Source organism: Streptomyces coeruleoprunus, assembly GCF_039542925.1.
Classification (GTDB): domain Bacteria; phylum Actinomycetota; class Actinomycetes; order Streptomycetales; family Streptomycetaceae; genus Streptomyces; species Streptomyces coeruleoprunus.
Genome location: NZ_BAABIT010000001.1, coordinates 4,970,686 through 4,992,653, shown reverse-complemented (window position 1 = coordinate 4,992,653; position 21,968 = coordinate 4,970,686). Strand labels below are relative to the sequence as shown.

Genomic DNA, 21,968 nt, shown 5'->3' with positions numbered 1-21,968 from the left:
GCGGGCTCCTGGGCGTCAGGGCTTCAGGTCTCCGGTCCGCCGGCCGCGCCGGTGGCCGTCGGTTCGCTGGTCAGGGGCGTGGCGTCGGTGAGCGGCGGCTCACTGGTCAGCGGGGCGGCGCCGGCGAGGGGCGGCTCGCTGGTCAGCGGGGAGCCGGCCCGGGCGGGGACGTCGAGGACCTGTTTGGACAGGGCGGTGAGCAGGAGATGGGCGGCAGCGGCCACGGTGGCCTCCCTAACCGGGTATGGGATGGAAGGGGAACACCGGAGCCCTACCCAGCGCACGCCGGTGCATCCGTGCAACGTGGCGCTGCTCACAGTCCTTGTCCGGGGCGGAAGTTGAACGTCTCTCCACAGCCCGGTGTGCAAATACGACACATCGGCCACACACATTGACACCTTCGGCGCGTGGGTGGTGGGCTCGAAACCCATCGGTAGGGGCACCAGCAGGGCCACCGGCAAAGCTACCCACAGACGGCCGGGGAACGACGGAAGACGAGGGGGGCGCGCGTGCAGTTCGGGCAGCTCGCGCAGTTCGGACGCGTCAGAGGCACCGCGACCGCCGTCGCGGTGGCCGTGCTCGGCGGACTTCTGGGTGGCGCCCCCGGCGCGCTGGCCGCCCCCGGAGGGCCCGGCTCCGCACGCGCGGTGCCCGACCGGGAGGGGGCCGAGCCGCCGGCCGTCTGGCCGCGCCCGCAGTCGCTGCGCGCGGCGGGCGGCGCCGTACCGCTGGGCGACACCGTGACGGTGATCGCCGACGCGGACGCCGACCCGTACGCGGTGGCCGCCCTGGAGGACGTCCTGCGCCGGGCGGGTGTGCGCGAGGTGCGCACCATGTACGACGTGCGGGAGGTGCCCGGCGGTGCCCCGATGCCGGCACGCGGCCCGGTGGTGCTGATGGGCGGCACCGGCGCGCAGAACGCGCTGCGCGCCCTGCGTGTCCCCGAGCGCGGGGATCTGCCCTCCGGCGGCTACCGCCTGGCGACCGGCCGGTACGAGAACCGGGACACGGTCGCCGTGGACGGTGTCGGCGAGGACGGGCTGTTCCACGCCGTACAGACGCTCCGTCAGCTCATAGGGGCCGACCGGACCGTGCCCGGTGTCGTCGTACGCGACTGGCCGGGCACCGCCGTACGCGGTCTGGCGGAAGGTTTCTACGGCCGGCCGTGGAGCCACGAGCAGCGCCTCGCGCAGCTGGACTTCATGGGCCGCACCAAGCAGAACCGCTACCTCTACGCGCCCGGTGACGACCCGTACCGCCAGCTGCGGTGGCGCGACGCCTATCCGGCGCGGCAGCGGGCCGAGTTCCGGGAGCTCGCCGAGCGGGCCCGCGGCAACCACGTCACCCTCGGGTGGGCCGTCGCGCCCGCCCAGTCCATGTGCCTGGCCTCGCCGGAGGACCTGAAGGCGCTCAAGCGCAAGGTCGACGCCATGTACGCGCTGGGCGTGCGGGCCTTCCAGCTCCAGTTCCAGGACGCCAGCTACGACGAGTGGCACTGCTCGCGGGACGCCGACACCTTCGGCAGCGGGCCCGAGGCCGCGGCACGGGCGCACGCGTCCGTGGCGAGCGAGCTGGCCCGCCACATCGCCGAGCGCCACCCGGACGCCGAGCCGCTGTCGCTGATGCCGACCGAGTACTACCAGGACGGCGCCACGGACTACCGCACGGCGCTCGCCGAGGCGCTGGACCCGCGCGTCCAGGTGGTGTGGACGGGCGTCGGCGTGGTGCCGCGGACCATCACGGGCCGTGAAATGGCCGGCGCACGCGACGCGCTGCGCCACCCGCTGGTCACCATGGACAACTACCCGGTCAACGACTACGCGCAGGACCGTATCTTCCTCGGCCCGTACACGGGCCGGGAGCCGGCCGTCGCCGCCGGTTCGGCCGCGCTGCTCGCCAACGCGATGGAGCAGGCGTCGGCCTCCCGCATCCCCGTCTTCACCGCCGCCGACTTCGCGTGGAACCCGCGCGGCTACCGCCCCGACGAGTCGTGGCGGGCCGCGCTGGACGACCTGGCGGACGGCGACCCGAAGGCCCGGGAGGCGCTCGGCGCCCTCGCCGGCAACGACGCCTCGTCGCTGCTGGACCCGACCGGCGAGTCGGCCTACCTGCGGCCCCTGCTGGCGGAGTTCTGGCGCACGCGCACCCGGGCGGGCGTACCGGCGGCCGCGCGCGACCGGGCCGCGGCGGAGTTGCGGGCGGCGTTCACGGTGATGCGGGAGGCGCCGCAGCGGCTGACGGCCCCCGCGGAGGGCCGGCTGGACGACGAGGTGCGGCCCTGGCTGGAGCAGCTGGCGCGGTACGGCCGGGCCGGCGAGACCGCCGTCGACATGCTCCAGGCCCAGTCCCGGGGCGACGGCGCGGCCGCCTGGCGCGCCCAGCTGGAGCTGGAGCCGCTGCGTACGGAGCTGGGTGCGAGCACCGCCGAGGTCGGGCGCGGTGTCCTCGACCCGTTCCTGACGCGGGCCGCGAAGGAGGCGGCGGCGTGGACGGGCGCGTCCCGTGGAGCCGGCGAGACGTACCGGACGGACACCGCGTACACCGTCGACCTGGGCCGGGCGCGGCCCGTGGAGGCCGTGACCGCGCTGGTGGAGCCGGGCCGGGCCGGCGGCAGCGTCGACGTGCACGTGCCGGGTGAGGGCTGGCGCCCGCTGGGCGCCCTGTCCGGCTCCGGCTGGACGCAGGCCCGGGCGGGCGGCCTCCGCGCGGACGCGGTCCGGGTGAGCTGGCCGCGCGGCGCGGCCCCCGTGCCCGTACGGGCCGTCGTGCCCTGGTTCGGGGACGAACCGCGGGCCGGCCTGGAGCTGCCGCGCGCCGAGGCGGACGCGGAGATCGGCGGGGCCCCGCAGCGGGTGGAGGCCGTGCTGTCGGCGCGGCGGCCGGACGCGGTGCGCGGCACCCTGACGGCGCGGGCGCCCAAGGGCATCGTGGTGAGCGTGCCGAAGGTGACGGCGGTGCCGGGCGGCACGGCGGCGAGCGTCCCGGTGACGATCACCGTCGCACCGGGCACCCCGGCCGGCTCGTACGCGGTCCCGCTGTCCTTCGCGGGCGAGGAGCGCACGCTGACCGTCCGCGCCCACCCCAGGACGGGCGGCCCGGACCTGGCCCGCACGGGCACGGCGAGTTCGTCGGGCGACGAGACGGCGGACTTCCCCGCGGCCGCCGCGCTGGACGGCGACCCGGAGACCCGCTGGTCCTCACCGGCGGAGGACGGCGCCTGGTGGCAGGTGGAGCTGGCGGCCCCGGCCCGGATCGGCCAGGTCGTGCTGCACTGGCAGGACGCGTACGCGTCCCGCTACCGCGTCCAGGTGTCCGCGGACGGCCGGACCTGGCGGACGGCGGCGACGGTCCCGAACGGGAAGGGGCGCCGCGAGGCGATCCGGATGGATGCCCCGGGCGCCCGCTTCATCCGGGTGCAGGGCGAGGAGCGCGCGACGCGCTACGGCTACTCCCTCTACGCGGTGGAGGCGTACGCCGTAACGCCCTGACGTATGACGGGGCCCGGACCATCAGGCGGAAATGCCGTCGATCCGGGCCAGGGCGTCGTCCGCGCCGTACGGTTGCAGGTACGGCAGCCAGCGCGGGTCCCTGTGCCCCGTCCCGATGATGCGCCACGCCAGCCCGGTGGGCGGGGCGGGCGGCTGGTGGAGCCGCCAGCCCAGCTCGCGCAGGTGCCGGTCGGCCTTGACGTGGTTGCAGCGGCGGCACGCGGCCACCACGTTGTCCCAGGTGTGCTTGCCGCCCCGGCTGCGCGGGATCACGTGGTCGACGCTGGTTGCGACGCCACCGCAGTACATGCAACGCCCGCCGTCGCGGGCGAAGAGGGCTTTGCGGGTCAACGGAACGGGCCCCCGGTAGGGGACCCGTACGAACCTCTTGAGCCGCACGACGCTCGGCGCGGCGATGACATGGGTCGCACTGTGCATGAAGGCGCCGGACTCCTCGAGGCACAGGGCCTTGTTCTCGAGGACGAGCACGAGCGCGCGGCGGAGCGGTACGACGCCGAGGGGCTCGTACGACGCGTTGAGGACCAGGACATGCGGCACGGGTGCCTCCTTGTACGCCGGCGGCGCGTGGCTCGCGCCGGGACGATCTGCTCTCAGTCTCTCCTCATGCCAGGTCGAAGCGCCACCACGTACCGGTAACGGGCTCGAGGTGTTTTCGACCACACCTCTGCTCATCCCCCGATGAGACGCAGCTCTCCCTCGAACACGGCGACGAACCACCTACTCCGCCCCGTTAAATTGTTGTGACCCGCTTGTGATGCCTGGAGGTTCCGTACCGTGCTCTGGTCGGCAGCACCATCCGCCCCCACCGACGATCCGACGACCTCTACCGTCTCGCTGGACGAAGCCGCCCGTCAGGCCGGGGAGGCCGCGGGCTGGGTGGAGGAGAACTGGTCCACGTGGGTCAACACCGGCCTGCGCATCCTCCTGATCGTGGCGATCGCGGTAACGCTCCGCTACCTGATCCGCCGCGCCCTCACCAAACTCATAGACCGCATGAACCGCAGCGCCCAGGCGGTCGAGGGCACCGCGCTGGGCGGCCTGCTGGTGAACGCGGAGCGCCGCCGCCAGCGCTCGGAGGCGATCGGCTCGGTGCTCCGCTCGGTCGCCTCGTTCCTGATCATGGGCACGGCGGGCCTGATGATCCTGGGCGCCTTCAAGATCGACCTGGCGCCGCTGCTGGCCTCGGCGGGCGTGGCGGGCGTGGCGATCGGCTTCGGCGCCCGCAACCTGGTCACCGACTTCCTCTCGGGCGTCTTCATGATCCTGGAGGACCAGTACGGGGTGGGCGACTCGATCGACGCGGGGGTGGCGTCCGGCGAGGTCATCGAGGTGGGCCTGCGGGTGACGAAGCTGCGGGGCGTGGACGGGGAGATCTGGTACGTCCGCAACGGCGAGATCAAGCGGATCGGCAACCTCAGCCAGGGCTGGGCCACGGCGGGCGTGGACGTCACGGTCCGCCCGACGGAGGACCTGGACACGATCCGCAAGGTGATCGAGTCGGTGGCGGAGGAGATGGCCGCCGATGAGCCCTGGAACGAGCGCCTGTGGGGCCCGATCGAGATCCTGGGCCTGAACGAGGTCCTGCTCGACTCCATGACCCTGCGCGTCTCCGCCAAGACGATGCCGGGCAAGGCCCTCGGCGTGGAACGCGAACTGCGCTGGCGCATCAAGCGCGCGTTCGACGAGGCGGGCATCCGCATCGTGGGCGGCGTACCGCCGCAGCCGACGGAGGAACCGGCGAAGGACCCGACGGCGGGGGTGGCGGCGCCATCGGCGTACGCGTCGCCGACGTCGCCGCAGTCGGCGGCGGCGAGCCCACTGACGCCGCAGTCGCCTTCGGCTTCGGCTTCGGCTTCGGCTTCGGCGAACTTGTCGAAGTCCTGACCCAACATGAAGATTGCCCCGCCCAGCGCGGGGCAATCTTTGTTTTCCTTCAGCGCATTCGAGTAGACAGGAAGGAAGTCAACCTCTGCTCGATGATCAAGCATGAGGCTTAGCGAAAACGGTCCGCCAGCGAAAGGGCGGACCATTTTCATGCCACTACATGGTCAAATCTTCTTCGAACTGACATACCGGAACGGCCTGCAATCGATGTTTTTCGAGGAACCCAAGCAGTCGCCGCACAGAACCCGCCACTTCCTCGTAGCTTGCACCGGGCACTGCGGCACACTCGATTACGGTACCCCAGCCCAGGAATCCCGCCACGCCACCCGATTCGTAATCATTGTGCGCGACACTCACCGCGACTCGACCAATTATCAGGCTCCCTTCCCGCGCAGTCTTCGACTCAGTTAGCTCAAGAAGAAGCCCACTCAACGCACACCGATCATCCGTCTCAACGTAGATGTCACAGCTTTCGTAGAGCTCCCACGACAGACTCACGTTCTCCACCTCCGGGATACTTCGACTCGCACAAGGATGCAATTCAGGTTACGTCACCCGTTGCGACTCTAGTTGTTCGCGATATCAATGAACGGACCTCTGTCAAACGGCCCGCCCATCCTGATTACTGAAACGTCCACGTGATCGACGGTGTCACCCAGAATTGTGACCACGTCCTTCCGGAAAGGGGAAAGTTTTGGGCGCACATCCCCTGCCGTGATCTTCCCAGTCTTTATTGCATGCTCCCTGGTGTCGGCGTTATTCGAGCCCGGATTTGGGGGCTTTGGCCACCGCTTGGCAATAAGTGCATCAAACGTGGCAGGGGTCACACGAACCGCAATGTCAACATCCGACTTCGAGTGGATATTGCCCGTCACTCGACTGCCCTGAACGACAATGTTTGATTCTATGTCCAGCCTGCCCTGAAAGACCGCCCTTATTTGGTTCATTTGAGTGGGGGTGAAACCTTCCGGGACTCCTCGCGCTTGGTTAAATCGTGCCGCCGACCGGAGACCAAAGAATCCAAGCGATCCGCCTGTCATTCCGCTGGCCACTCCGAATTTGTACAGAGCATTGCGAGCACCACACACCCATTGCGGGTCCCCAGACGGGCAGGGTAGGTCGTCAATCTGTATGGAAACAGGCTCTCCAGCAGGAGGCTCACATGTCCCTGCGACGGCGTAGATACAAACTCCATTGGGGGCCTGATGAAGGTACTTCTGCGGAGCTTCATCTAGCACCTCGGCCAGCACAATCACGATCCCGCTACTGTCTGCGGATGACGTTCCAGAGGTACGCCCATAGCCGGGTGCAACGCCACCTCCAGTCGGGTTCCCTCCCTTGGAGAGACTTCCGTCCCCGTGGGTGACGACTCCACTTCCGCAGCCCTCGTCGAAGCCCTTGCCGCAGGCTAGGCCCAGGCCCGAAGGGTCAGAGAACGTCGCCGGGTTCTGGGCGCCGTAGCTGTAGCCGTTCAGGGTCTGGTGCTTGTCCAGTTCCAGTAGTGGGTCGACGCTGATGAACTGGGCGATCGACGGGTCGTACTCGCGCGCGCCTATGTGGGTCAGGCCTGTGACCTTGTCGGCCGGCTTGCCCAGGAATGCCTTGTCGTCCGGCCATGTGGTCGGCTGGGTGCCGCGCGGGGCGCCGAACGGCGTTGTGTAGCGGCGGGTGACCGCCATCGTCGTGGCGTCCAGGACCAGGCTGCTGGTGCCGTGGTGGTCGCTCGCCAGGAAGTTGAGCTTGGTGGTGGTGCTTCCGGCCGTCCCCGTGCGGACCGCGATGGTCTTGCCGCCCGCGGTGTAGTACCGGGTGCCGCTGAGGGTCTTCGTCGTTCCCTTCGTGGTGAGGCGGATCTCGGTGTTGCCGAAGTAGAGCACCGTGTCGCCGTCGCCGGTGGCGCGGCGGACCAGAAGTTCGCCCGACGCGTCGTACAGGTACGTCGTGCCCAGTGCCGGCTTGCCGGTCACGGCTGGTTCGGACGTGCCGGTCAGCTTGCCCTCGGCGTTCCAGGTAAGCGTCTGCTGGGCCTGCGTGCCCGGGCGACTCGTGGTGTTGCCCGCCTCGTCGTAGACGTACGTTGCCGGTCGGGTGCCCTCCGTCTTGGCAAGCGGATGCGGCTGGCCCCTCGTCGTGCCGTACGTGTACGTCGTCGTCCGGTCGCCGGTCGCGGTGTGTTCCGTTTCCGAGGCCCGCTGGCCCGAGCTGTTGTAGGCGTAGCTCGTCCAGTACGGGGCCGGGCCGTCGAGGTTGGCCGTCGTGCGGCCGGTGGCCGAGCAGTCGGCCGTCCGCGGCGTCCACGCCTCCGTCATGCGACGGTGCGCGTCATACGCGAAGCACTGGTGGTCGGGCTTCGCCGTACCGCCCTGCGTCGAGGTGTCGAAGATCGACATGACGTTGCCGGCGTCGTCCTGCCTGAACTTCAAGCTCTGGAGCATGTAGTTGTGGACGGTGTCGGTGACGTCCGAGCCGGTCAGTCGACGCGTCCCGTCCTCGTACGTGTAGGTCAGGTACGCGTTGTGGGCGACGCCCGCGATGTCCTTGCCGAGGCTGAGCTGCTGAAGGTCGCCCTCGGGGGTGTATGTGGCGTTCTGGAGGTACCCGGTCACACCGTTGAACGAGAGCAGCTGTCCCACAGCGCCGTACTTGTAGGACAAGGCTTCCAGCGGAAGTCCTGCCACCGCAGGGCTGGTCTGGGTCGAGGGGACGCCGGACACGTTGTAATACACCGACGACTCGAGCGTCGAGGGCACACCGGCCTGCACCAGAGGGTCACTCGTGGGCAGCAGCAGCTGCGACCTGGTCGCGCGGTAGAGCGGGTCGTAAGCCACCACCTTCTGGGTGTACGCCTTGCTGGTCGTCTGGCCGACGCCGTTCTCGTAACGGACGGCGGTGTCCAGCCGGCCCTTGGCGAGGACGTCGTACGTCCAGCCCGCCAGCTTCTTCGCATCCGTCTGCTCGCCGTCCCACAGACCGGTCTTGCGACCGAGCTTGTCGTACGCGGTGAGGAGCTCTCGCTGGCGGGAGTCCTTGACGGAGATCGCCTGGTCGAGTTCGTTGTAATCGGTCCGGCTGGTGCCCTTGTCGGGATCGGCCGCGGTCACCTGCCGGCCGAAGAGGTCGTAGGTGTACGACCACTGGGCCTTGTCGGGTCCTTCGACCGTGGCCTGCTGGCCCGCCGGCGTGTACGTGTAGTTCGTCGTCGTGTAGTCGGTCCCGCTCGGCTGCGTACCGCCGTACTCACGGCGCTGCGTCGTCTGGCCGAGTGCGTTGGTGACCACCGCCGTGGCCTTGCCGCCGGCCGGAGCCGTGGAGGTGACGGTGTCACCGGTGTACTGCGTCTCGACGCTCCAGCGCAGGACGTTTCGTACCTTCGTATCCGCCTTGACCGCACGGCCGGCACCGTCGTACGTGGTGTCGACCTGCATCGGCGCCTGTCCGCCGTCCGTCGCGACGAGCCGTCCCGCGGGGGCGGTCGTCTCGTCCCAGATGTCCGACTGGGACGAGACCGCCAGGCCGCGGTGGTCGTACTGCGTCAGGGCGATCAGTCGTCCACCGCGCGGCGAAGGCGTCTGAGTCTGGCGCGGACGCAGCAGCGAGTCGAAGATCTCGTAGGTGGTGCCGTAGCCTCCGCCGTCCGGCCGCAGCGTGGAGGTCGACACCCACGACTCGTCGGACGCGCTGACGTGGTAGGCGTAGGTGTAGTTGGGCGACTTGCCCAGAGACCTGTCACGGTCCGGGAGCCACACCTGCGTGACACGCCCCAGGCTGTCGTACACGGACTCCGTGACCTTGCCGTTGGGGTCGGTCACCTTCACCGCGGCCCCCGTGGCGAAGTCGAGCTCGGTGGTGCTCGTGTGCAGTGCCGCGTTCTGGACGACCGTGGAGGTCAGCGGTCCGGCGGCCGCGGGCTCGTACTGGGTGGACGCCGTGAGGTTGTCCAGTGCGTCGCGGACGGTCAGCGGGCGTCCCAGCATGTCGTAGGTCGTCGTGGAGACCTTCTGCCAGACGGGCTGGTCGTCGAGGCCGTACGCCTTGGCCCGGCCTGTCCAGCGCGGTTCTCCCCTGGTCGGCGTCTGGACAGCGCTCCACGTCGTGGAGTCGTACGCCGTCGCGGTGTCGGAGATGACATCGCCAGGCGTGTCCGACGTGGCCGGGAGGTTCAGCTGCTCCTCGGATGTGCCACACGGCTTCGCGGTGACGCGGACGCGCGACACCAGGCTGTTGATGCCGTTCGCGACATTGCGGGCGTACCACGTGCGTGTGCACTTCTCGTCGCCGGCGACGGCGTTGTCGCCGCGGTCCTCGACGGCGACCGCCATGCCGTGGTCGTCGTAAGTGGTGGCCGTGGAACGCACCCGGTCACGTGCGGGCAGGACCGTGGTGATGTTGGTCCGTGCGTGTGTGGCACCTGTACGGACGAAGTACGCCTCCGTCTCGGCGTACGACTTGTGCTGGGTCGCTGTGCGCTTCGACCAGGGGTCGTTGATCTGGCCACCGGTCTCCTGGCCGGAGACACCGTTGTACGTGACCGATTCGCGCGTGAAACCGGCGTACTGGTCCGCGTCCGTGATGGCCGGCGCCTTTATGCCCGTGACGGTCGCCGTTTTGCGCGCGTCCTTGTCGAGCTGGCCGCTCGCATCGAGCACGCGGTCACCGTTCATGCCCTGCATGAAGACGGTCACGGTCTTGGACTGGGTGGAGCCGGCGTTGCCCGTCAGGTGCGTGACCTTCTGGAAGCCGCGCCACTGCGACCAGGTCCGCTCCTTCTCCTTGACGAACGGGTCCTCGTTGTAGTGCCAGGCGGGACCGGAGTACGCGTAGGTGTGGTGGACGGCGTCCGATCCGCCGTGCGGGTCGAGCGTCGCCACAGCCTGTACGGGGTACTTGTGGAACCAGTCGAGGATCGGCACCTTTCCACCGTTCGGCGACCAGTGGACCGGGTAGCAGCGGCGGTTGTTCTGGTCGACCTTCGGCATGGTCTGCCCGGCGATGCAGTCGGCGGGCATGTAGGTGACGATCGTCTGGGCGCCGGTTTCGGAGGTGATGACCTTCAGCCGCGGCTTGTCCAGCGAGATGATGTCGTCCGTCGCACCGTCCACGCGGTTCGGCAGGAACTCGTGGTCGAACGTGACGGGCGCCAGGCTCAGGTCAGTCCCCCGCTTACCCGTGTGCCGGATGTCCGAGAGCCACAGCGACTGGTCGTGCGAGTCGCCCGTGTCGCCCGGGTCCAGGAACTGCTGGCCGAAGGCCCACGAGTCCACGGAGGCGTATCCGGGGGTCGAGGCGGCCCTGTCCCACGCCTGGGTCGAGACCCCGGTCATCCGCTTGCGCGTGTAGAACGAGGGGCCGACGTTGCCGGTGCACTTGACGCCCGCCTTGCACTCGGCGTCGAACGGCACGTCGGGCCAGTTGTTCCGGGTGGCGTCGGTCAGTGAACCGCAGTCACCGACGATGCAGCGCTCGGCGTAACCGAAGACGACCCTGTTGGAGGCGGCGGGCACGGCGGAGAACAAGGCCCCGGCGCGCTGGCCGTAGCGGATCTCCTTGAGGTATCCGCCCCGTGTGTACGGGGTGCCGTTGTTGTCGTCGCCCAGCATGTCGTAGTGGTTCAGCTCGGCTTCGTACCAGTACGACATGGCGTTCCCGCGGGTGTCCTCGACGTAGTCGAGGTTCCAGCGCCAGGCCTGGTCGGCGTGGCGTGCGGAGAAGCTGGTTCCCTTGTCGTACCCGGGCTCGCCCGTGTCGTCGCCGAAGACCGGCACGGTCCAGACCGAGTTGGTGCGGTCCGTGGCTCCGGCGCCGCTGAGCTTGTTCAACCCGAAGTGGTACGTGGTGCCGTCGCCGGTGGTGATGGCCCAGTGTTCGCCGTTGTCGTCACCGTTTTCGGCGCCCGTGGACACCTTGACGGTGGAGGCGTCGTCGTTCTTGAGCCGCCACTGGCCGCTCGTGTCGTCCTTGACCAGCTCGGTGGCGTTGCCGTTGAGGACGAGCGAGGCGTTGTCGTACTTCCAGCACAGGTCGTACTTGTCCGTCTGGCCGTCGTCGTCGCAGGAGCCGTACTTGCGCTCGATGTACGACGAGGTGATGTCGAAGCCCTCGCCGATGGCGGTGCCCTGATTGTTCGTCGAGGCCGTCCTGCCGTCGACCCGGCCGGAGTCGTACGAGATCTTCAGGTCCGGCTTCGGCCCTGCGGCCGACGGCGGCACGCGGAGGGGGTACGTCCACGTGAACGTGCCCGACGAGCCGCCGGCCTCCCAAGTGGAGGAGGAGGCAAGGGGCGTCGCCTTGTAGTCGCCGCTGCCGGACTTGGTGCCGGCGGCGACGGCGAGCACCATCGTCTGCGTGGTGGAAGGGCTGCTCGCCCTGGCCGCCGAGGGGCGGGTGAAAGCCAGCTGCCCGTTGAGGCGCTCGTGCGCGCGGTCGTTGGTGAACTCCAGCGGCGTCCGCTTACGGCACTTGGCGTCTGCGGGCTCGGTGAGCGCACAGCCGGGAAGGCGCACCACCTGGAGACGCCCGGCCCAGTCACCGCCGTAGGCCGAGCCGAAGGCCCCGTAACCGATGCCGAGTTCGACCTTCCCCGCGGAGGCCGGAGCAGTGACCGTGACCACGATGCCCTTCACCCCGAGCTGCGCGGCACGTTTCTGGTCGAGAACGTTGATCTCGACCGTGCCGGCGGGCGCGGACGCTGCCTTGGCCTTGCTCGGCTTCGAGGGCGCGAGGGTGAGAGGCAGGGAGCCGACTGCCGTGCTCACCTTCCCCGACGCGGGCACAGTGATCGCCGCTGTGCCGCCCTTGGGCCATGTGACCCTCTTGTCCTGCTGGACCCGGGCACGGAGTTCATCGGCGCGTGCCGCCGTGGCCGCCTTGGATATCAGGGCCGAGGTCCTGGGGTCGAGCTTCGGCGTGAACGGTGAGACGTCCGCCGAGCGTGGGGCCTTGAGCTTGGGCTTGCCGAGCGGCTCGACCTCGGCGGCAAACGCCACCGGCGTGAGGAGGCCGGGAATCAGGGCGAAGCCGACGGCCGAGGAGAGAGCGCGCAGAGGCACAGCTCTAGTGCGGGGTCTGAGCCGTTTGCCCGGCCGGGCAAACGGTATGGATCGGTTCATACCAACTCCACTTCTGCATCGAGCCGCACTGCGGCGGCACACGCTGACAGAGGTAAGGGCAGCCCTGGGCCGGGGCTGCGAGGGAGGATGCGGTGATGGGAGGCGGCAGCGCTCCGGTGCGCTGCCGCCCCGACGAGGCCGGGCCTAGGGCGCGAGCCTCAGAACCTTCTGAAGGACGCCTTGGCGCGTCATCGCGCCCGACCAGACCCTGAGGTCGATCACCGACCCGGGAAGGAAGTGCCCGTTCACGCCTGCCGCGATCCCGCGCCCGGCCGCCACCTGCCCGCCTCCCTGCAGAGGAGTGGTGAAGGAGGCCAACGGGGCGGTCTCGGGGTCCACCTGTTCCTCGTCGCCGACGTACAGACGCGTGTTGCCGACGCCGTTGATGGTCTTCTCAGCGGCGTCGTACACGCCGGTCACCTGCACCGTCGTATCGAGGGTCGCACTGGACAGCGATGCGGTGGACGATGTGGCGATCACGTTGCCCGTCGCATCGGTCGCGGTGCGCCCGAAGCGCCACAGGTACCCGCTCGTACTGACCTTCTCGACCCAGAGTGCCCAGGACGACTCCTTGCCGTCCGGCGTGGACTGACCGAATACGTAGGTCTTGGCGCCCACGGGCAGTGCGGTGAACTTGGCCTTGTCGAGGCGGACCTCGGCGCTGACGGTGAAGGATGCCGTCTCGTCCGTGACCGGCCCCGTGGTGGCCAGGTGACCGCCGACGCCGTCCAGGTCCAGGGCCGTGCCGTCCACGTTCGTCGTGACGCCGGTCGGGGAGAGGGTCAGGGGGCGTGCCGCGTAGGAGGTGGTCTGCGCCACCTGGCCATTGGCTGTGGACGCGGCGTTCCACTGGGCGACCAGCTCGGTCGCGGGGGTGCCGTCGACCTTGAGCTCACTGTCGTAGCGCACCTGTTCCGGCATCAGCGCGTACTGCCAGACGCCGACCTCGTCGATGCGGCCCAGGAAGTACTCGCCGGCCTTGGAGGCCCCGACCGTCATGCCCGCCGTCGATGCCCACGGTGTGTACGCGGGATTCTTACCAAGCTCCACGGGGGAACCCTGCGGGCGTCCGTTGACGAACAACTGGATGGTGTCGTTCGCCTTGTCGGTGTCGCCCTTGGTGTCGAAGACCCCGGCGAGATGTGTCCACACATTGAGCGGCGGATTGGCTGTGTCCGCCGGCGCGCTGACATAGGCCGGGGTGGAGGAGTCCGCCACCGCGCGGTTGAACACCCACTTCTTCGCGCTCGCCGAGTAGAACAGGTTGAAGGCCGCCGATGTGCTGCTACCCGGTGCCGAGGCGACGATGCGGGTCTTGCCGCTGTCGCTCAGCATGGCCCATGCGGAGACGGTGAACGAGTCCTGCGTACGGAGCGGGGCTCCGTTGGTTGTGGCGCTGCCTGTACGGGCTGCCGTGTCGGCGAGGTCGTTGTTCAGCAGGAGCGACCGGTCGTTGTCTCCCCGCCGACCGGTGGCCGACCAGACGGCCCTGGTCCCGACAGGCTTGAGCGTGAGGTCATGACGGGTGCCCACCGTGGCGGTGTCCTTGAACGTCACAGTCGACGTCGACGAGTCCAGCGTGCCGTCGTCCAGGCGCCAACGGCCCACCGGGCCGTCAGGGGGCGCGACGTTGAACTTGAATGTGGTGGTTTCGCCCGCGCGGTCGCGTACGTCAATGGCCTGCACGGTCAGTATCCGGAGGCCCGCCTCCGTCGGGAGCGGAGCGATGTCCACCTGCGCGCCGGTGACTCGGTGTGCGCCAACCGGCTCGGTGTCCAGCCACCAGCGGTAGCCGGAGATGTCGGTGTCCACGGCGTTCGGCCGGAGCCTGAAGGATCCGGCCACGTACGGGCCGCCGGCAGGGTCGCACAGGGCATCATCCGCGCAGAGCGAATAGACACCGTTCGACGTCACCTGGGGCGCCTTGGGACCGAACAGGTCGATCTTGAAGTAGCACCACCGTTTGTACGGGGAGTTGATGGCGGTCGTGACCCCTTCGTAGGTCCAGTACGACTGGGTCAGGGAACGGACGCGGTAGAGAGTGCCGTCGGTGCCGTTCACCAGACGCTGCCTGGCCAGGCTGTCGTCCACGTAGTAGCCGGTGGAGGGCATGGCGTAGGTGCCGTGATCGACCCAGTTCGCGCCCTCCTTCCTCTGGACGTGGAACCGGGCGCGCAGAGAGCCGCGCTCCAGATCGCTGGCGGGCTGGACCCCCGTCTGGAGCCGGGCTTGGAGAGTCGGGTCCAAGCGCGTGGCGACTTCCGGGGTCGCGTCCGACACGGAGCACCCCTGCATGGTGCCGTCGCCCGGAATGATCCCGTCGTCCGTCACCATGCCCGGCTTGAGGACGTAGACGACCTTGAGTTCGGCGTTGTCGTCGAACCGCTTCCACGCGTCCGCGTTGGTCTCGTCCTTCGCACGGAGCAGTAGGGTCAGACGGGAGAACTTGCCGTCGGCGAAATTACGGACGGTCGTCGTCAGGTTCTCGTCCGTCTCGCTCGCGGCATCGTTGAACTCGATCCAGGAGTCCGGCTGCTCCGGCGTGCAGTCTGTACTGCGTCCTGCCGAGACATTGCGGTCGCCCATCAGGTCGAGCTGCGCCGGGCCCGGCCAGCGGGTGGACTCGGAGATGTTGTCCGTGCGCCACAGGTCCAGCCAGTGCGGGCTGCAGGAGAAGGACCAGGTCTCGAACGCACGGAAGGTGGCATCGATGACGTACTTCCCGGACAGGTGCGTCGGCGAGAACTCGAAGTACATCCGGTTCGTGTGGTCGGCGTCGCAGTAGTACGGGCCGACGCGGTAGCAGCGGCCGACGCCGTGGTCACCGGTGAAGTTCCAGAAACGGTCGCCGTCGCTGGAGAGCACGGTGCGCTCGGAAACGCCCAGGCCGAGAGACGGGTCGATGTAGACCGGGTAGACCGTGTCCGCGCCCCGCAGCAACTTCGTGTCGGGCTGTACGGCGATCTGGCCGTCCGTCACCTGAACAGGAAGCTCCGCAGTCGCGTCGCCCTTGGCCGGCGCGGCCGGGTCGGTCGTCTCCTCTGTGGTACCGCTCGCGTCGGCGGCTCGGAGCAGCTGGGGCTGTGCCCCGGTGTCGTCGCCGGCGGAGTCCCACATGAGGCCGGACGGGCCGTTGAAGATGGTGTTGCCGTCCTGGTCGACGGCCCGCAGGCCACCTCCGCCGCCCGGCGCGAGGGTCAGGCCCCTGCCCGTCGCCGTGAGTTCGACCTTGTCGAGTTCCGGGTTGGCCGCCGCTTCCGCCGACTTGACGACCAGCACCTCGCGGTAGCCCTCCGCCGTCGCGGTGAGCTGCAGGTCCACGCCCTTGTACACCTCGGGGTACGTGGCCGTGGCCCCCTCCAGGCGTGGCTGGGGGAGGGTTCCGGGCCAGCCCAGTTCGACCGCGCCGCGGGGCGAGGCCAGGCGGATCAGGTTCTTGCCGCTGCCTCCTCCCGAGAACGACAGGTCAACGGCGGCCGCCTTGGGCCCCACAGTGCCGTCCGCGCGCTGCTCCAGCGTCACGTCGATGTTCCGCCAGGTGCCGTCCTGGGCACGGACGCGCTGCGGCACGGTCGACTGTGTCAGCGTGTACGTGCCGTCCGGGTTGGCCATCGTCTGCGCGTACTCGGTGCGCTCCGCGACCACCTCGACCGGTTCGCCGGTCTGGGCGGCGAGCGCCGACGCGCCCGCCGCCGTGAGCTGTGGCGCTTGCCGCGCCGGTCTGGAGGCGGCCGTGGCCTCCTCCGGGTACGCGAACGCGCCGCCTCCCGCTATGAGCGCCAGGCTGAGCGCCACGACGGCGCCCTGGCTTCCTGATCTTCGTCTGCCGGCAGGCATGACTGAGTCACCCCCCTGGGCCTCCCCAGGCCCATATCGAACAAGTGATCCATTGCGGGATCAGAGATCGACGTTACGGAGAGCTGCATGCGGGGGTCAACGAGTTATCGCTGCAGGTGAGGCGTGTCGGGAAAAGCTGGCCCTCCCGCAAAAGACCCATTGCGGCCAAGGAGGAGAATTCAGGCCGGAACCACGGTCTCCTGCGGACCCCGCAAGGCCTTGGCGTGCTGCAGGGCGGTCAGCTTGCGGACGAAGAGCATCGCCAGGACGGCCGCCGCCATGTCGACGACGCCGCTGATCACATCCACCGTCAGCGCCGTCCGCAGTGCTGCCGGTTCTTCCGCCCGGTAGTACATCCTGGCCGCCATCTGGTTGAGCACCGTCGAGATCACCCATGCCGCCCACCAGGCGTTCAGGACCGTGCGTGACTCGCGCTTGTCCTGCTCGCTGGCGTCCCAGATGTCGCCCGCGATCTGCCGGGGGATCCAGAGGTTGGCGATCGGGATGAACCAGGATCCGATCGCCCAGCCCGGCCCGCGCCGCTGCAGTTCGGGGTGGAAGATGCCTGCGTTGGTTCGTGTCCGGTGGAACCACACGATGAAGACGACACCTGCCGCGATGAGGCTCATCAGGGCCAGCGAGGTGGAGAAGTACGACAGCCGGTCGGCCCTGTTCGCCTCCTCGAGCCTGTCCGCCGTGAAGTCGCCCGACACGATGTCCCCCATCAGGTCCCGCATGTTCAGCGAGGCGTAGATCGCGAACAGGTCGACGGCCACGACCAGCGCGAGCAGCGCGACGACCGCGTACGAGAGGCCGACCGGTGAGCGCAGCACCGCACCCGGTGCGGGCGCCCGGCCGCCTGGCGTTGGCGCCGCGCACGTCTCGCAGCGGCCGGACGGCGTGGCGGCCGGCTGTGTCGAACAGGTGGAGCAAGGCATGACGAAGACCCCCCACGGGCTTGTGACTGAGTGAGTGGCGCAGCACCCCTCCCCCAGAGGCCCGCCTGCGGCGGCCTGGCAGCGGCCGCAGGCGGACGATATGTCGCGGCGGCGATCACGTCCAGTGAAAAGATCGGCGCCTCGCCGATGCCGCCAGGTATTGACGGGGTCCTGACGTGCGCCTTACCTTCGGGCCATCTCAATAGGAAAGTTTCCTAACAGTGCAGCCGCGAAGGCAGGTGCAGTCCCGTGTCCGGATCCCTTTCCGGTGGGCCCGGTGGCCCCGCCACCCCCGGCACCCCCCGGGTGCTGCGGGCCATGAATGATCGGGCCGCGCTCGATCTGTTGCTGGAGCACGGGCCGCTGTCCCGGACCCGGATCGGGAAGTTGACCGGGCTGTCCAAGCCCACCGCCTCCCAGTTGCTCGCCCGGCTCGAAGCCGCCGGGCTCGTCGTGGCGACCGGGACCACCGAGGGGCGGCCCGGGCCCAACGCGCAGTTGTACGCCGTCAATCCGCGGGCCGCCCACGCCGCCGGGCTCGATGTGAATCCGCGGCGTATCCGCGCCGCCGTCGCCGATGTCACCGGGGCCGTCGTGGGCGAGTTCGAGCTGGCGACGCCCGGGCGGCGGCGTCAAGGAGGCGCCCTCGCCGATGTCGGGCAGGCTCTGGACGGGGCCCTCCACGCCGCCGGGCTCGCGCGGGAGGATCTCCATCGGGTCGTCATCGGGACGCCCGGTGCCTTCGATCCCTCCACCGGGCGCCTGCGGTACGCCTCCCACCTGCCCGGATGGCACTCCCCCAGCCTGCTGGAGGAGCTGGCCGCCGCGCTGCCCATGCCCGTCGAGTACGAGAACGACGTCAACCTCGTCGCCGTCGCCGAGCAGCGGCTCGGGGTCGCCCGCGGCCATCAGGACTTCGTGTTGCTGTGGAACGAGGAGGGGTTGGGGTCCGCACTCGTCCTCGGCGGGCGGCTCCACCGCGGCTTCACCGGTGGCGCCGGCGAGGTGGGCTTCCTGCCCGTGCCCGGTGCGCCCCTCGTCCGGCACGTCGCCAAGGCCGGCAGCGGTGGCTTCCAGGAGCTGGCCGGTGCCCAGGTGCTCCCGAAGCTCGCCCGTGAGCTGGGGATCGACGTACCGGCGGACGGTGATTACGTGCGCGTCGCCGAGCAGCTGCTGCTCGACGCCGCCGAGGACGACTCCGGGGCCAGGGCCCGGCTCCTCGACGTCTACGCCACCGGGCTCGCCACCGGCCTCGCCTCCCTCGTCGCCGTCCTCGACCCCGAACTCGTCGTCCTGTCCGGCGGTGTCGTCGTCGCCGGCGGCGCGCCCCTGCTGGAGCGGATCCGGGCCGAGCTGGGCGAGCTCGCCGCCTCCCGGCCCCGCCTCGTCGTCGGCGACGTCCAGCGCCATCCCGTCCTGCGCGGTGCCCTCGAAGTCGCCCTCGCCGCCACCCGCGACGACGTCTTCGACACCTCCGCGCGATGAGTCGCACCCGACCGTGAGCCCTCTTCCCGGGAGACAGACCGCCATGTCCATACGCCGGCGCCCCGCCGCCCTCGCCGCGACCGCCACCGCCCTCGTCCTCGCCGTGTCCCTCTCCGCGTGCACCGGCTCCTCCGCCGGTGCCGCCGACGACGACCCCGGCGCCAAGGTGACGCTCACCTTCTGGCACGGCTGGTCCGCGCCCTCCGAGGTGAAGGCCGTCGACGCGGCCGTCAAGCGGTTCCAGGACGCGCACCCCAACATCACCGTCAAGGCCGTCCCCAACGTCACCGACGACAAGATCCAGCAGGCCCTGCGGGCCGGAGGTTCCAACGCCCCCGATGTCGTGTCGTCGTTCACGACCGACAACGTCGGGAAGTTCTGCTCCTCCGGTGCCTTCGCCGATCTGCAGCCGTTCATCGAGAAGTCGAGGATCGATCTTGCGGCGACCTTCCCGAAAGCCCGGCTCGACTACACGGAGTTCAACGGCGTCCGCTGCACCCTGCCCCTCCTCGGCGACGCCTACGGGCTCTACTACAACAAGGACGCCTTCAAGAAGGCGGGGATCACCGGTCCCCCCAGGACCTGGAGCGAGTTCGACCGGGTCGCCGTCAAGCTGACCAAGGCCAAGGGCGACTCGTACGAGCAGCTCGGCTTCATGCCGAACTTCCACGGGTACGAGTCGACTCCCGGGCACCTTGTCGCCCAGTGGGGGCCCACCTACTTCGGCGCGGACGGGAAGTCCGCCATCGCCCGCGATCCCGCCTTCGCCGCCATGTTCACCTGGCAGAAGAACCTCATCGGGAAGCTCGGCGGGTTCGCGAAGCTGGAGAGGTACCGCAACACCTTCGGTGACGAGTGGAGCGCCAAGCACCCCTTCCACACCGGCCAGGTGGCCATGCAGCTCGACGGCGAGTGGCGGCTCGGCATGACCGCCGACGCCAAGGTGCCGTTCGAGGTGGGCGTCGCCCCGCTGCCCGTGCCGGACGACCGGGCCGACGAGTACGGGAAGGGCTACCTGTCCGGGACGATCACGGGCATCGCGTCCACGAGCCGTAAGCAGAACGCCGCCTGGGAGCTGGTGAAGTACCTGACCACCGACACGGACGCCGTGGTCTCCTTCGCCAACGAGTTGCGCAACGTCCCCTCCACGAACGCCGCGCTCGCCTCCCCGAAGCTCAAGCTCGACCCGCGCTTCAAGGTGTTCCTCGACATCGCCCGGCACCCCAAGTCCAACACCACTCCCGCCTCCGTCAACGGCGGCGCCTACCAGGTAACCCTCCAGGAGTTCGGCTACCTCCACGAGTCCGGCAGGGAGAAGGACCTCGAGGCCGGGCTGGCCCGGACCGCCGCGCAGATCGACACCGACATCGCGAAGGCCAAGTAGTGGCCACGGTCTCGGGGGCGCCTCCCCGCGGGCGTACGCGCACGGCGCTGCGCACTCTCGCCTTCATGTCGCCGTGGCTCGTCGGGTTCGCGGTGTTCTTCGCGTATCCGCTCCTGTCGACGGTGTACTTCTCCTTCACGCACTACGACGGGTTCCGGCAGCCCGAGTTCAACGGCCTGGAGAACTGGACGTACGTCTTCACCGACTACCCGGCGTTCTGGCCGGCGATGGGCAACACGCTGTGGCTGGTCGTCGTGATGGTCGCCTGCCGGGTGGTGTTCGGGCTCGGGGTCGGACTGCTCGTCACGAAGATCAAGACCGGGGCGGGGGTCTTCCGGACGCTGTTCTACCTGCCGTACCTCGCGCCGCCCGTGGCGGCCACACTCGCCTTCGTCTTCCTGCTCAACCCGGGGACCGGGCCCGTGAACGGGCTGCTGGAGGGCGCCGGGCTGCCGGCGCCCGGCTGGTTCGGTGACCCGGACTGGTCGAGGCCCGCGCTCACGCTGCTCGCCGTGTGGGGCGTCGGCGACCTGATGGTGATCTTCATGGCGGCGCTGCTCGACGTACCGAGGGAGCAGTACGAGGCGGCGGAGCTGGACGGGGCGTCGGCGTGGCAGCGGTTCCGGTACGTGACGCTGCCGGCGATCTCCCCGATCGTGCTGTTCGCCGTGGTCACCGGGGTCATCCAGACCATGCAGTACTACACACAGCCCCTGGTCGCCGGGAAGGTGGCCTCCGGGATCATCGGCAACAGCGGCCAGCAGTTCGAGCCCGGCTACCCGGAGAAGTCGACGCTGACGCTGCCGCAGCTGGTGTACAACCTGGGCTTCCAGCGCTTCGACTACGGCTCCGCCTGTGTGGTCGCCCTGGTGCTGTTCGCCCTCGCCATGGCCTTCACCGCGCTGCTGATGCGGCGGCGCGGCGGGCTCGTCCAGGTGGGTGGGTGACCGGATGAGCACGCTCGCCGACAAGCGGCGCCGGGTCGTCCTGCACTGGATAGGGGTGCACGCCCTCGGGGTGGCCGCCGCGCTGTTCTTCGTCCTCCCGTTCGTCTTCGTCGTGCTGACGTCCCTGATGAGCGATCAGCAGGCCCTGACCCGCGACCTCGTCCCCGACACCTGGGAGTGGGGCAACTACACGGCGGTGCTCCACACGCCGGGCTTCACGGACTGGTGGCGCAACACCCTGCTGTACGCGGGGCTCGGGACTGTCCTGACCGTCGTGTCGTCGATCCCCGTGGCGTACGCCCTGGCGAAGTTCCGCTTCCGCGGGCAGCGGGCGGCGCTGATGCTGGTGGTCTCGATGATGATGCTGCCACCGCAGGTCGTCGTCATCCCGATGTACCTGTTCTGGGCGAAGCAGCTGGACCTGTCGGGCAGCCTGTGGCCGCTGATCATCCCCATGGCGTTCGGGGACGCGTTCTCCATCTTCCTGCTGCGGCAGTTCCTGCTGACCATCCCGGACGAGTACCTGGACGCGGCCCGGGTCGACGGGTGCGGGGAGCTGCGGACGCTGCTGCGGGTGGTGCTGCCGATGGCCCGGCCGGGCATCGCCGCGGTCGCGCTGTTCCAGTTCTTCTACGCCTGGAACGACTACTTCGGGCCGCAGATCTACGCCTCCGAGAACCCGGCCGCCTGGACGCTCAGCTACGGGCTCGAGTCGTTCAAGGGCGCGCACCACACCAACTGGAATCTGACCATGGCCGCGACGGTCCTCGTCATGGCCCCCGTGATCCTCGTCTTCTTCTTCGCCCAGAAGGCGTTCGTCGAGGGCGTCACGCTGACCGGAGTGAAGGGGTAGCACATGAAAGGGGCTGAAATATGGG

At 69.4% G+C, this 21,968-nt stretch carries 12 protein-coding genes; 6 read left to right on the top strand and 6 right to left on the bottom strand.

What is annotated here, in order from left to right:
* Positions 1-23: 23 nt before the first annotated feature.
* Complete coding sequence (locus tag ABEB09_RS22295) at positions 24-224, bottom strand: hypothetical protein (RefSeq protein ID WP_345691681.1); 201 nt, start codon at positions 222-224, stop codon at positions 24-26.
* A gap of 285 nt (positions 225-509) precedes the next feature.
* Here ABEB09_RS22295 and ABEB09_RS22290 point away from each other — a divergent pair, with 285 nt between their 5' ends.
* Positions 510-3,488 (top strand): beta-N-acetylglucosaminidase domain-containing protein, encoded by a 2,979-nt coding sequence (locus ABEB09_RS22290; protein ID WP_345691680.1) that lies wholly within the window; start codon positions 510-512, stop codon positions 3,486-3,488.
* 21 nt (positions 3,489-3,509) lie between these two features.
* Here the strand turns inward: ABEB09_RS22290 and ABEB09_RS22285 are convergent, their stop codons facing one another.
* On the bottom strand, positions 3,510-4,046 hold the full coding sequence (locus tag ABEB09_RS22285) for an HNH endonuclease (protein ID WP_345691679.1): 537 nt from the start codon (positions 4,044-4,046) through the stop codon (positions 3,510-3,512).
* Positions 4,047-4,283: 237 nt separating this feature from the next.
* Here ABEB09_RS22285 and ABEB09_RS22280 point away from each other — a divergent pair, with 237 nt between their 5' ends.
* On the top strand, positions 4,284-5,393 hold the full coding sequence (locus ABEB09_RS22280; RefSeq protein WP_345691678.1) for a mechanosensitive ion channel family protein: 1,110 nt from the start codon (positions 4,284-4,286) through the stop codon (positions 5,391-5,393).
* Between the two features lie 156 nt (positions 5,394-5,549).
* Here ABEB09_RS22280 and ABEB09_RS22275 read toward each other — a convergent pair whose 3' ends face one another.
* The 4 genes from ABEB09_RS22275 to ABEB09_RS22260 form a co-directional block, all read right to left on the bottom strand.
* Entirely contained in the window at positions 5,550-5,900 is a 351-nt protein-coding gene (locus ABEB09_RS22275; RefSeq protein ID WP_345691677.1) for a hypothetical protein, read from the bottom strand.
* 59 nt (positions 5,901-5,959) lie between these two features.
* On the bottom strand, positions 5,960-12,499 hold the full coding sequence (locus ABEB09_RS22270; RefSeq protein WP_345691676.1) for an RHS repeat-associated core domain-containing protein: 6,540 nt from the start codon (positions 12,497-12,499) through the stop codon (positions 5,960-5,962).
* A 144-nt stretch (positions 12,500-12,643) separates the two neighbouring features.
* Complete coding sequence (locus tag ABEB09_RS22265) at positions 12,644-16,336, bottom strand: laminin G domain-containing protein (RefSeq protein ID WP_345691675.1); 3,693 nt, start codon at positions 16,334-16,336, stop codon at positions 12,644-12,646.
* Between the two features lie 179 nt (positions 16,337-16,515).
* Positions 16,516-17,169 carry a DUF4328 domain-containing protein gene (locus ABEB09_RS22260; RefSeq protein WP_345691674.1) on the bottom strand — a complete coding sequence of 218 codons (654 nt, stop codon included), beginning with the start codon at positions 17,167-17,169 and terminating at the stop codon, positions 16,516-16,518.
* A gap of 423 nt (positions 17,170-17,592) precedes the next feature.
* On the opposite strand from ABEB09_RS22260, the gene ABEB09_RS22255 reads away from it, so the two are divergent.
* From ABEB09_RS22255 to ABEB09_RS22240, 4 genes are all read left to right on the top strand, one after another.
* Positions 17,593-18,759: an ROK family transcriptional regulator gene (locus ABEB09_RS22255; RefSeq protein ID WP_345694040.1), complete on the top strand. Its 1,167-nt coding sequence runs from the start codon at positions 17,593-17,595 to the stop codon at positions 18,757-18,759.
* Positions 18,760-18,802: 43 nt separating this feature from the next.
* Positions 18,803-20,143, top strand: a complete 1,341-nt coding sequence (locus tag ABEB09_RS22250; protein ID WP_345691673.1) for an ABC transporter substrate-binding protein — start codon at positions 18,803-18,805, stop codon at positions 20,141-20,143.
* A 65-nt stretch (positions 20,144-20,208) separates the two neighbouring features.
* The gene (locus ABEB09_RS22245) at positions 20,209-21,090 is read left to right on the top strand and encodes a carbohydrate ABC transporter permease (protein ID WP_345691672.1); all 882 of its coding nucleotides are present in this window, start codon (positions 20,209-20,211) and stop codon (positions 21,088-21,090) included.
* 4 nt (positions 21,091-21,094) lie between these two features.
* Complete coding sequence (locus ABEB09_RS22240; RefSeq protein ID WP_345691671.1) at positions 21,095-21,943, top strand: carbohydrate ABC transporter permease; 849 nt, start codon at positions 21,095-21,097, stop codon at positions 21,941-21,943.
* Positions 21,944-21,968: the final 25 nt, after the last annotated feature.